Genomic DNA, 12657 nt, shown 5'->3' on the forward strand with positions numbered 1-12657 from the left:
TTTAATTGAGCTTAAACGTATAAAATCCCTTTTCCCCCGTGTGGTGAAAAGGGATTTCTTTTTGTGCACAAGTCGCTTTCCATTTTTTTATCAAGCTTGGGTAGTTGCTCCCGTCCACAAATATTTTTTTGGGTTGTACAGAGTCCAGAACCCGTTCCAGGTTAATTTTTGATGATTGAGTCAACAAAAGATACTCTGGCCTTGCTTTAATGGGCAGTACGGTGAGACTGTCCACCACGAACAATCTTTTAGAGCCAATTCGATAACTGTTCTTGAGCTGAACGGCACTCATTTTTTGAATCCGCTCTGCTATGGAATAATCCGTCGCTATATTTCCAATATTGAAAGTGTCCGAAGCGATAATAACGAGTGAATCTCCTAATTGATGCAGTAAAACCGTGTTTCTGGAGCGATGTGCCAAGGTTATTGTTTCCTTCTGATGTAACTCGACCTGTTTATAAATGCCCCGTACTTGAAAAATGATAAGCCCACTGAAAAAAACAACCATGGTTTTCCATTTGGGTTTGGATAAAAACAACACAAGAGCAGTAATGATCAAGTATCCCCAAATGAGTTGAAAAGAATCGAAGGGAATGTTTTTGATAATAAAACTCTCTTGTTTTGCCACCCATCCGACGGTGGCATTCATCAAGCGGATGATCCAATCAAAACCTTTGGCGATAATATTGGGCAAGAAGTCTATCAAAGCTAAAAAGATGACTAGGATACCAAAGCCTAAAATCAAACCCAGAAAAGGAACAACAAGTAAGTTGGTAACAAAAAATAAGGCCGGAAACTGATGGAAATAAAATAAACTGATAGGCAAAACACCCAATTGGGCAGCAACACTTACCGATAATAATTGCCATATTTTGCGGACCAGGATATTTTCAGGGAACCAAAACTTTTGCAATTTTGGGTAGATCCAAACAATGGAGAAAACTGCGGCATAGCTCATTTGAAAGCCTACCTGAAATAAAAACAAGGGCTTGACCAAAAGAATGAACAACATGGATAGCGCAATAATGTTAAAGGAATTGGTAGGACGATTTAGATACATAGCATACGCTACAAAAGAAAACATGGAAACAGCCCTGACAATGGAAGGAGAGAGCCCTGCAACAAAAGCATAGGACCATAGCAACAAAACTATAAGTAAAAGTTTTACGGTCTTACCTTTAGGTAAACGCTCCAAAGGCGAAAGCAAAAATTCCAATAAAAAGAGAAATATACCAACATGGAGCCCGGATACGGCCAAGATATGTACTGCTCCTGCGTTTTTGTAATTATCGTAGGTGTTCTCGGAAATGTCGTCCCGTTTTCCCAAAAGCAATGCTTGGATAACCCCCGATTCCTCTAATCCAAAGTCGTATTTTTTTAATTTGGATATAATTATTTCCCTAAAGTTGGCTGCTCTGCCGACCCAGGTTTTTGGAGCGTTCTCTTTTTTTATAATGGAGCTATAGTTGCTTTTGATGAAATGTACGATCCCTTGCTTTTCGAGATAGCTTTTGTAATCGAATTGATGGGGATTCAATGGAGGTCGGATTGCCTTTGGTTTGGCATGGATCAAAAACTCATCATCAACCTGCAACTGCTTAGTTAGTGAGTCTACAGATAAACCGAAAAGTATGGTGCCGGTTGTTTGTTCGTTGTCCAAAGCAATGATTTGGGTAATATAATTGTGGGAAAAGGTATTGGGTTTGAGCACTTCCCTTACTTTTAGGTGCCATACTTTTTCCTTCGTAACGTCCTTTTTGGAGTAATGGTGGGGCATGCCCTTGCCCATTGAAATTCCAACGACCCAAATTCCTAAACAAAAAGAGGTTAAAAATGTAAGCGCCTCAAAAAACGGGAGTCCATTGCGTTTTTGCTTTGCTCTTGCCCAGAAAAGGGTAATGGGCAATACGGATAGCGCAATGAGCAATAAAAAGGAGTTTACATCAATATAAAAACCAAAAACAATACCCAGTACAACCCACGATGTGAGTTTTACGGATATAAAGTTAAGATGTTGCACTTATAGGATGCGCATGGCCTTTACAAAGGCACTGTTCCAGTATCCCTCCCGTAACGATGATACCAGCACGCCGCGTGAGGTTGTGGCGTGGATAAATTTAATGTCGTTGCCCTTTACATCTACCACAAGCCCAACATGGTTGATGCGCTTGCCCGTTTTACTTGTTTTAAAAAAGAGCAGATCTCCTTTTTCCACACGGGCAATTTGTATTTTTTCTCCTTCCAGGGCCATTTGATACGATGTTCTAGGGAACATAATGTCGTTTTCCTTTAAGGAAACATAGACCAAGCCAGAGCAGTCCATGCCCTTTTTGGTGGTGCCCCCGTATTTGTAACGAGTGCCCGAATATGTCAGCGCCGTGGAAATAATTCTGTTTGCCTTCGCATTTTTACGCCCCTCCTTTTTGGATTTTGGTTTAGGGGAAGTTTCGGTGTTGGACCCCTCTACCGTAACGGTTCGGGTCTTGCTGTAGGTTCTTCGTTTTTTGCCCGGGCCACAAGCCGTTATGACAAAAAACAATAGTAAGATTATGGTTTTACGTAACATCCAAGAGTAGATTTACTTTCTTGGAATATAAAACTACACATTTTTCACAATTAATTGTGCAGCCAATTTACTGGCACCTTTACCGCCCAACTTTTCTTTTAGCAGTTTATAATCGGATAATATACGGTCGCGATCAGGTCCATCCACAATTTTTGAAAGCTCTTTTTTTAAGTTTTTTGTGGTCAGTTCATTCTGAATCAGTTCTTTGACCACTTCCTTTTTCATAATTAGGTTTACCAAAGAAATGTAATCGAGGGTAATAATACGTTTGGCAATTTGATAGGAGATCCAGTTTCCTTTGTAGCATACCACTTGAGGTATCCCAAAAAGCGCAGTTTCCAATGTAGCCGTTCCGCTCGTGACCATGGCGGCATGTGAGTGCTTTAAAAGCGTGTAGGTCCTGTTGGAAACGAACTGTACTTCGTCACCTTCTAAAAAAGGAGCGTAGAAATCGTTGGAAAGACTTGGTGCCCCCGCAATCACGAATTGATATTGATTAAAATTCTTTTTTACCGAAAGCATAACGTTCAACATTTTTTGGACCTCTTGTTTTCTGCTTCCCGGTAGCAAGGCGATTATCGGTTTTTTGGGATCTAATCCGTTTTCTTCTCTAAACGTTTGATTGTCCTGTAACGGGGTGTTCTCAATGGCATCGATCAAAGGGTGGCCGACAAATTGTACGGGATATCCATGTTTTTTCTCGTAAAACTCTTTTTCAAAAGGAAGGATTACGTACATCTGGTCAATATCCCGCTTTATTTTTTTGATCCTACCTTCTCTAGAAGCCCAAATTTGAGGCGAAATATAGTAGTTGGTTTTATATCCTTCAGCTTTGGCCCATTTTGCTATTCGTAGGTTAAAGCCCGAGAAATCGATAAATATGATCACATCTGGATCAAAATTCTGAATATCCTCTTTACAATAGGCAATATTTTTAAAAATGGCAGGGATGTTTTTGATTACTTCCAAAAACCCCATAAAGGCCATGTCCTTGTAGTGTTTGGCCAATTCTCCACCAGCTTGCTGCATTAAATCACCTCCCCAACATCGAATCTGTGCCGAGGGATCTTCTTTTTTTAAGGCTTTTATTAAATTGGAACCATGTAGATCCCCGGATGCTTCACCAGCTATGATATAATATTTCATTGGTAAGGATCAAATTCAAAAACTAAAGGCAAAAATCAAAAATTAATATCGATTAGTTTGGGTTGTATATAAAAGAGTTCTGTATTTACCTAGCCCATAACTTTGTACGTTAATATGATCAGGGCGGTAACCAAAGTGGCCAACATTACTCCTTTGGCCCGTTGGTCCCTCTTAATGCGCAAAAAGGCAAAAAAGGCAACAAGGTTTAAAACAGCGCCCAGTGCCAACAAACTGCCAATATGGCCTTGACTTATGGCAGCATTAATGGTTTCCCCAACACTTAAATCAGAAAATAACAGGATATAGAGCAGAGTGCCAAATGTGTTTGCAATGAGCCCGACTATAAATCCGATGATGATCTCTTTTTTATTGTTCATTTAAATTCCAGTTGTTTATTTGTGGTATGGCGTGGTGCGCTGTAAGGTCGAATTGTGTTGGTACTACGGAAATATAACCCTGTGCCAAGGCCCATTCGTCGGTGTCCTCTCCCTTGTCCAGGAGCTCAAATTCGCCCGTAAGCCAATAATAATCCTTGCCCGATGGACTTGTTCTTTTATCAAATTCCTCTTTCCAATTGCCCCGTGCTTGTCGGCAAATCCGAATGCCTTTAGGCGGATTTTCCGATTTTGGAATGTTCACGTTCAATACGGTTCCTTTTGGAATTCCATTGGTCAATGCCTCGGAGACAATATTTTTTACACAATCGAGCGCTGGTTCAAAATTAGCGTTCCAAGAATAGTCGCACAGGGAGAAACCAATGGCCGGAATACCTTCAATACCTGCCTCAATGGCAGCACTCATTGTTCCTGAATAAATAACATTGATAGATGAATTGGATCCATGGTTGATTCCGCTCACACAAATATCGGGCTTACGGTCCAAAATTACCCGAAGCGCCAATTTTACACAGTCTGCTGGAGTCCCGCTGCAGCTGTACTCACTTGGAGCACCTTCTTTATGATCAACTACCACCTTTTTGGAAAACAGGGTGCTGTCCACGGTAATGGCATGCCCCATGCCGCTTTGAGGACTGTCCGGGGCAACAACGACCACGTCACCAAGTTGTTTCATGGTGCGTATCAATGCCCTGAGCCCAGGCGCTGTAATTCCATCATCATTGGTTACAAGAATCAACGGTTTTTCCATATGGCATAATTAAAGGCATAAAAATACGTTTTTCATAAGGATATGAAGCTCTGGTCGTTTAACAAAAAATTAAATTCAGCAGAAAGGACTGGCACGGTTTTTTCTGTATCTTAGAGAATTCATACAAGTAGAACGAAGGAAGACATTGTGAAGATTTGGCAGTATGAGGTCAAATGGTTTCCCTCAAAAAAAACATATTTATGAAAAAGAACTTCATCTTAGCACTTTTGGTTATCCTTGTGGCAGTAGCCTCCTGTAGTTTTACCAATAAGTCTTTTGAAAATGATGATAAGGATAAATTTTTGTTGGAATTGATTTCCTATGTATTGGAAAAAGGACATTATGAGCCCAAGGACATCAACGATAATTTTAGTTCCAACGTTTTTGATGATTTTATCGACATCGTAGATCCTACCAAGAGATATTTTCTTCAGAGCGATTTGCGCGAATTTGAAAAATATCGGTTTATGATCGATGATGAGATCAGAAATACCGACATTACCTTTTTTAATGCCGTTTATCAACGGTTAATGGTTCGAATGGAAGAAGCCAAGGAAATTTACAACGAGGTGCTTTCCGAACCATTCGATTACACTATTGACGAAACCATTGAAATCGACTACGATAAGCAAGAGTTTGCCTCGAGCAAGAAAGAACTCAAAGAACGTTGGAGAAAACAATTAAAGTACAACACCTTAAATATATTCGACAACAAAATAGACAACTTGATCAACGATGCCAACGATGTTGCCAGTACCGATGTAAAACCGGTGTTATCTTTCAACGACATACCAGGTACGGTGGACAAAGTAGCGGTTGAAGAAGAAGCGAGAGAAGTTACTAAGAATACTTTGGACGAGTTTTTTGATTTTGTGGATGATCTTGAGCGCAAGGACTGGTTTGTACAATATTTGAATACGATCGTAGAGGAATTTGACCCCCATACATTCTATTTTGCTCCAGAAGAAAAGGAGAAGTTCGATATAGGTATGTCCGGAAAGTTTGAAGGTATAGGGGCCAGATTGCAGAAAAAACCCGAAGGAGCCAAAATTGTAGAGATTATTTCCGGTGGTCCGGTTTGGAGAGACCAGAGTTTGGAGGTGGGAGATCAGATCTTAAAGGTTGGTCAAACAGGAGAAGAACCTATAGATATAGTTGGTATGCGACTGGACGATGCCATAAAATTGATCAAAGGCCCCAAAGGCACCATAGTTGAACTTACTGTAAGAAAAGTAGATGGAACTATTGAAACGGTGTCCATCACAAGAGATGTGGTAGAGTTGGAGGAGTCCTATGCAAAATCCGCCACAATTGATGCCGGCAACCAAAAGTACGGTCTAATCAATCTACCTAAATTTTATGTGGATTTCGATGACTATTCCGAACGAAATGCAGCTACCGATGTAGCCAAGGAATTGGAACGTTTAAAAGAAGCAGGTGCAGAAGGAATTATTTTGGATTTACGGGACAATGGCGGTGGATCCCTAAAAACCGTTGTAGAAATGGCAGGATTGTTCATTAAAGACGGTCCAATTGTGCAAGTACGTTCCTCCGGACAAAGAAAAGAAGTGCATGAGGATAAGGACGAGCGCATTCAATGGGATGGTCCTTTAGTAATTCTGGTTAACGAACTTTCCGCATCGGCATCCGAAATATTGGCAGCGGCCATGCAGGACTACAAAAGGGCCGTGGTGATCGGCAGCAAACAAACTTTTGGTAAAGGAACTGTTCAAAACGTTATTCCTTTGGACCCAATTGTTAGAGGCAACGAACATGGTGATTTAGGTGCCATAAAATTGACCACCCAAAAATTCTATAGGATCAATGGAGGGTCTACCCAATTGGAAGGTGTAAAAAGTGACATTGTTGTTCCGGACAGATATAGCTATATCGATCTGGGCGAGCGCGATCAGCAAAATCCATTGGGCTGGGATAAAATCACACCTGCCGATTACAAGATATGGGACGGTTACATCGACTTGGATCAAGCAGTAAAGAACAGTAAAGAACGTATGGCCAAAAATGAGCAGATCAAGTTGATAGAAGAAAACGCCAAGTGGTTAAAAGAGCAACAGGATGAAAATTTGATCTCACTCAAATACGACGCTTACGTAGGGAAGGAACAAGAGGCCAAGAAACGCTCAGAACGTTTTAAAAGCTTAAAGGACTATGATTCAAAGCTGTCCTTTGGCTCTTTGCAATATGAGACAGAGTTGTTTACCCAAGACTCCGTATTACGTGAGAAAAGGGATAGATGGCACAAGGATTTGGCACGTGATATCTATGTTGAGGAAGCAGTCAATGTGCTGAAAGATCTTCATCAAAACAATATTAAAAAAGAAGAAACAAAATTGGCCAGCGTTAAAGGATAGGCCCGATCAGTTTCAAATTATTTAGAAGACCAACTCATTTGAGTTGGTTTTTTTATGCATTTTTGATGTCAAAATTTAAATCATAACTAACCTTTATGAAGGATAGAACTATATATGCCATTTTGATATCGGCATGTGTCATAGGATTTTGGCTATTCGATAATTTTTATACCCCTGCAACATATTCCCCTCCCGATGAAACGCCAAAGATTACTTTGGAATCCGACTTATTGCCAAGTTCAACCACGGGCGAAGTGGTACAGCATGCGTATTATGCCCTTTCTTATAGTGAACCTCATGAACAAGCGGAATGGGTAGCCTATACCTTAAAAAAAGAACACCTCACCTATGATGAGAGAAAGCGGCCATATTTTATAGAGGACCCCAAAGTAACATCCAAATCTGCGGATTGGCGAAACTATAAAGGTTCGGGTTACGATAGGGGACATCTGTGTCCGGCAGGGGACAGGCGTTTTTCTGAACAGGCCTACAACGAAACTTTTTACACGAGCAATATTAGTCCGCAGGACAAGTATTTTAATGCGGGCATATGGAACCGATTAGAGCAGAAAGTACGCTATTGGTGTAAAAAATATGGCGATTTGATGGTGATTACGGGCGGTGTTCTCCAAAATGATCTTCCCCAAATTGGGGATGAGGATGTGGATGTGCCACGTGCATTTTATAAAATCGTGGTCAGGTCCAATAAAGGAAAAATGGAACCGATCGCTTTTTTGATCCCAGCCAAAGAAACCAAAAAACCACTTCAACAATTTATAGTATCCATTGATGAGATTGAAGCAAAAACCGGAATCGATTTTTTTCATGGGCAATCAAAAGATTGGCAACAAAAAATGGAAGCTACAATAGGAGATGCAGGGCGATGGAAACTTTAAATCCCGTCCTTTAAACGGTTGGAATCAAGCTTTAGAAATATGAACAGTAGCATGGTAAAAAATATTAAACCAGAACCGCCATAGCTAAAAAAAGGCAATGGTACCCCAATGGTTGGCAAAAGCCCGATGACCATACCAATATTTATAAAGTAGTGAAACACCAAAATGGAAATCACCCCATAGCCATACATCCGGCTAAAATCACTTTTTTGTCGCTCCGCAATGTAGATCAAGCGTAAAAAAAATAGGGAAAACAACAAGATAACCGCTGTAGTGCCCAAAAAACCCCATTCTTCGCCAACCGAACTAAAAATGTAATCGGTATGTTGTTCGGGAACAAAGTCGCCCTTGGTTCGGGTGCCCTCCAAAAATCCTTTTCCGGTAAAACCACCAGATTCGATGGCTTTTTCCGACTGATAGGTATTGTAGCCAATGGTCTTTCGGATTTCGTCCAGTTTGTCCTCATCTTTTTCCAAGCTCAACCATAGGGCAAATCGATCCCTGTGGCGCTGTTCAAAAACATTTTCAAAAACAAAGTTTACCGAGAGGGAAAACAATATGGAAACCATAATAACGCCTACCACGGGCAATATTGGAATTTTTACAGATGCCCTTTTAAAGGTGTAGATGAGCAAGGTAAGTATGATCAGGCCAATGGCGACCCAAACCGTACCGAACATTAATGTAGTGGCAAAAAGCACCACGGCAAAAATTAATATACCTAAATAGTAAATTGGGAAACCTTCCCTGAACAGGACAAAGAACAGTGAAAAATAGATAAGGGAACTACCGGGGTCTGGTTGCGGCAAGATTAAAATTGCGGGCAAAAGAATAATGATCAACGCATATATTTGATGCTTGCCCGTTCGTATATCGGTCTGTATATCGCTTAAAAATTTGGCAAGGGCCAACGATGTGCCTACTTTGGCCAACTCGGACGGTTGCAGATTAAAAAAACCAAGATCGTACCAGGATGTGGCTCCGGCAATGGTTTTGCCAAATAAGAACAGTCCCAATAACAGTACAATGCAGACGATGTAAAAAATTGAGGCAAACCGTTCAAAAAAATGTGACTCCACAAACAGTACGAAAATGATGCCCAAGGCGGCAAGGCCAATAAAAAACAGTTGTTTGCCGTAAAGCGTGGAAAAATCAAAAATGGAGGTGTGCGATTCTCCAACCGATGTTGAATAAATATTGATCCATCCGATCAAGACCAAAAGAGCGTAAAGAATTACGGTAACCCAATCCAAACGTCCAAATAGACCCTTACCAGTCATACTCGTTTATCTTGAAAGGTTCGCCACTATATGGCTTGGCATATTCGTGTTCCAACGTTTTTTCCAACATTCTCTTTTCCAGGTCTTTTCGTGTTATCTCGCCTTTAAGGTATTTTTCTATCAGCAGCGAAGCTATGTGACCTGCGTAGCGAGAGCCATAGTAACCATTTTCGATATATACGGCCAAGGCAATTTGAGGGTTCTCCACGGGGGCAAAGGCAACAAAAACAGAGTGGTCCGTCAACTGCATTCTTTCTCCATCAACTCGTATAAAATTTTCTACGGTACCGGTTTTACCTGCTATTTCGATATCTGGAATTTTTACCCATCTTGCCGTTCCGTAATTGTAAACGTTTTTCATGCCTTCGATTACCGGCTCAAAATGTTTTCTATCTATGGTAGTGTACCGAGGTTCTGTAAATTTTGGGTCAATGGCCCCGTTGTTACCTATACGTTTGATAACATGTGGGGTGTAAAAATATCCGCGGTTGGCAATGGCGGCCGTCATGTTGGCCAACTGTAAGGGTGTTGCGGCAATTTCTCCTTGCCCAATAGAGTTGGATATAATGGTTGATGCCGCCCATCTGCCGTCACCGTACCATTTGTCGTAAAAATCTTTGTCGGGTATTCGGCCAGGCGCACCAGTAGGTAGATCGGTGCCAAGAAAATTCCCTAGTCCAAAACTTTTCATGTGTTTTTCCCAAACATCCATGCCCTCGTCGGTAGTTTGGTATTTATCGAATATTTTACGGAAAACACCGGCAAAGTATGCATTACAGGATTGATAAATACCGGAGTTCATATCTCTTACCCCGCCACCACAATGGCATCCTCTTAAAGTATTGCCCACATAAAACCCATGATAACATCGAAATTTGGTATTGGCATCGACAACCCCTTCTTGCAACCCTACAAGGGCATTTAAGGTTTTAAATGGGGATCCAGGGGATTGTTGTGCCAATATGGAACGGTCCCAAGTTGGTTTGGAGATGGTGTCGTAGTGCAGTTTGCTATAGTTTTTGGAACGCTTTCTGCCCACTAAAAGCGAGGGGTCGTAAGTGGGGCCGGAGATCATGGCCAAAATCTCGCCGGATTTAGGTTCAATGGCAACAATTCCCCCTCTTTTGCCGTGCATTAATTTTTCGCCATATTCTTGTAGGACCTTATCCAATGTAATATGGATTTCTTTGCCCTGCTCTGGCAATGTGTCCAATTTACCTTCCTTATACGGGCCAATATCACGGTTAAAACGGTCCTTTTGAATATGTTTTACTCCTTTTCTACCTCGCAATATTTCTTCGTACTGCTGTTCGATACCTGTTCTACCCTTTAATTCACCGGCAACATAATAAGGATTGTTCTTTAGGTCCCATTCGTTAACTTCGCTAATGTAACCGAGTACGTTGGCCGCACTTTTGGTATTGTAATAGCGCAGTGATCTTTTTTGGATATAGAAACCTGTGTAGTGGCGCATTTTTTCTTGGAGTCTGGCATAATCCTCTTTGGATAATTGAGGTACCAAAACAGAGGGCAATCTGGGAGAATAGATTCTTGCTTTTTCCATTTTGGACATAAATTCGGCCTTCTCAATGCCCAAAAGGCCACAAAATTCCAAAGTATCCAACGGTTTAACCTCTCGAGGGATTACCATTACATCATAAGCCGGTTGGTTACCTACCAATAGTTTGCCGTGCCGATCGTAGATATAGCCTCTTTCGGGATAATCGTACACTTTTTTGATTGCCGGGTCATCCAAGATTTGATCGGGTGAAAACCGGAATAATTGCAAATAGGAAAGCCTACCGATAAAGGTGAATCCTATTAGCACAACAATGGATGATAACAATAACTTTTTCATGAACTGCCTAATGTTTTTTGGCTCTGTATATATGCAACGGAAAAAAAGTCGGTTTTATTCGGATCTTGGACTAAAAAGTGAACTGAACAGTATACAAAGTACTAAAGTTACAACACCTGTCACAAAAACGTTCTTCAAAATTAACAGGATATGGGCAATACTTAAAATTTCAAAGAAAAAGTATATCAAATGATGGATCAGTACCACTAAAGCCATAAAGGTGATGCGTTGGATCTTGGTCGTATTTTTGAAACTGAAATTTTGAAAATCGTAGTTTACACCAAAACAAAAGCGCATAACCGGCGGCCTTAAATAGGCTACGGTGGTAGAGGCCAAAGCATTAAGGGCAAGGGTGTCAGAAAAAATATCGATTGTTAGGCCCAACAAAAATGCAGTGAGCATAAACACGGCCCTGTTCACTTTAATAGGGTACCAATAAAAGAAGATAACGTACACCATGGGGTTGATAAAGCCCAAGAAATTCAGATTGTTAAAAATGAGGACCTGTGTTAGGACCAACAATACAAATCTGAATATATTTATGATTACCGTATTGTTCATTCTATGGTTCTTGCCTCAAGTTCTTGAATCTCTTCTTTGTCCTTATTTTCGATCAGATAAACATTTTTGATGTTCGCCATGTCGCTGAAGAGTTCAACATCAATATTGTAAAAGCTCTTGGAATCGTTGAGGTCATATTTTTTTATGGTACCCACAGGAACGTTCTCTGGAAAAATACTCGACATACCTCCGGTTACAATAGTGTCCCCCACAACAAGAGGGACCAATCGAGGAATATCTACCAACTGCACCACGGTATAATCTTTGGCATCCCAGATCAGTGACCCAAAGTATTCTGTTCCCTTTATTTTTGCGTTGATGTTCGATTTTGTGTTCAATACACTTTGAACTGTTGCAAATTTATTGGAAACATTTTCTACAATGCCCAATATCCCATCGGTTGTGATGACACCCATGTCCTGGTGCACCCCATCCCGAGCACCCTTGTCTATAGTTACATAGTTTCTTGGGGAAATATAACTGTTCTTTATCAATTTGGCGCTGAGCACTTCGTGTTGTATTACGGTCGAATCCAAAGATGCTGTTATCGTGTCGCTGATCGAATTGAACAACAACTTGCGCAACCGTCTGTTTTCATCTACCAGTCTGGAATTTTCGTCCTTCAGATTAAAATAGGAGGAAACATCCGAACCAGCTCCATAAATGCTGCCGGTGACCCACTTGGATGAATTGAAAAACTTGGATTGATGGTACGAATGTGATCTAATGGTCATCACCAAAGAAATAAACGCAAAAAACGCATATAAAAATGCGTTTCGATAGCGTAGTACAAAATTGATGATGCGTTGCATGCAATCGTATGTTACTCAGG

11 protein-coding genes are annotated in these 12657 nt (G+C 40.9%); 2 read left to right on the plus strand and 9 right to left on the minus strand.

Annotated features, from left to right (window positions below; genetic code table 11):
* Position 1 precedes the first annotated feature (1 nt).
* The 5 genes from ACXAFK_RS03870 to surE all read right to left on the minus strand — a co-directional run bounded on the left by ACXAFK_RS03870 (position 2) and on the right by surE (position 4858).
* A complete protein-coding gene (locus ACXAFK_RS03870) occupies positions 2-2020 on the minus strand; it encodes a ComEC/Rec2 family competence protein (RefSeq protein WP_474956872.1) in 2019 nt (672 codons plus the stop codon).
* Positions 2021-2566 carry a C40 family peptidase gene (locus ACXAFK_RS03875; protein ID WP_474956873.1) on the minus strand — a complete coding sequence of 182 codons (546 nt, stop codon included), beginning with the start codon at positions 2564-2566 and terminating at the stop codon, positions 2021-2023. It abuts the gene before it with no gap.
* Between the two features lie 33 nt (positions 2567-2599).
* Entirely contained in the window at positions 2600-3712 is a 1113-nt protein-coding gene (gene lpxB / locus ACXAFK_RS03880) for a lipid-A-disaccharide synthase (protein ID WP_474956874.1), read from the minus strand.
* Positions 3713-3801: 89 nt separating this feature from the next.
* Complete coding sequence (locus ACXAFK_RS03885; RefSeq protein ID WP_474956875.1) at positions 3802-4089, minus strand: hypothetical protein; 288 nt, start codon at positions 4087-4089, stop codon at positions 3802-3804.
* Positions 4079-4858 carry a 5'/3'-nucleotidase SurE gene (gene surE / locus ACXAFK_RS03890; protein ID WP_252080667.1) on the minus strand — a complete coding sequence of 260 codons (780 nt, stop codon included), beginning with the start codon at positions 4856-4858 and terminating at the stop codon, positions 4079-4081. The genes ACXAFK_RS03885 and surE overlap by 11 nt, the downstream gene beginning before the upstream one ends.
* 200 nt (positions 4859-5058) lie before the next feature.
* Here surE and ACXAFK_RS03895 point away from each other — a divergent pair, with 200 nt between their 5' ends.
* Both ACXAFK_RS03895 and ACXAFK_RS03900 read left to right on the plus strand, forming a co-directional pair.
* Positions 5059-7230, plus strand: coding sequence for a carboxy terminal-processing peptidase (locus ACXAFK_RS03895; RefSeq protein WP_474956876.1), 2172 nt, complete (start codon positions 5059-5061; stop codon positions 7228-7230).
* Between the two features lie 95 nt (positions 7231-7325).
* Positions 7326-8126 (plus strand): DNA/RNA non-specific endonuclease, encoded by an 801-nt coding sequence (locus ACXAFK_RS03900; RefSeq protein ID WP_474956877.1) that lies wholly within the window; start codon positions 7326-7328, stop codon positions 8124-8126.
* Here the strand turns inward: ACXAFK_RS03900 and rodA are convergent.
* From rodA to mreC, 4 genes are read right to left on the minus strand one after another with little or no spacing between them, the layout of a single operon-like run.
* Positions 8123-9406: a rod shape-determining protein RodA gene (gene rodA, locus ACXAFK_RS03905; protein ID WP_474956878.1), complete on the minus strand. Its 1284-nt coding sequence runs from the start codon at positions 9404-9406 to the stop codon at positions 8123-8125. The two genes, ACXAFK_RS03900 and rodA, sit on opposite strands and share 4 nt — an antisense overlap.
* Positions 9396-11264 (minus strand): peptidoglycan D,D-transpeptidase FtsI family protein, encoded by a 1869-nt coding sequence (locus ACXAFK_RS03910; RefSeq protein ID WP_474956879.1) that lies wholly within the window; start codon positions 11262-11264, stop codon positions 9396-9398. The genes rodA and ACXAFK_RS03910 overlap by 11 nt, the downstream gene beginning before the upstream one ends.
* 54 nt (positions 11265-11318) lie before the next feature.
* Positions 11319-11825, minus strand: a complete 507-nt coding sequence (locus tag ACXAFK_RS03915; protein ID WP_224836365.1) for a rod shape-determining protein MreD — start codon at positions 11823-11825, stop codon at positions 11319-11321.
* Positions 11822-12637, minus strand: a complete 816-nt coding sequence (gene mreC / locus ACXAFK_RS03920; RefSeq protein WP_474956880.1) for a rod shape-determining protein MreC — start codon at positions 12635-12637, stop codon at positions 11822-11824. Before mreC ends, ACXAFK_RS03915 begins: the two co-directional genes overlap by 4 nt.
* Positions 12638-12657: the final 20 nt, after the last annotated feature.

Source organism: Flagellimonas sp. ABD4_174, from assembly GCF_056160185.1.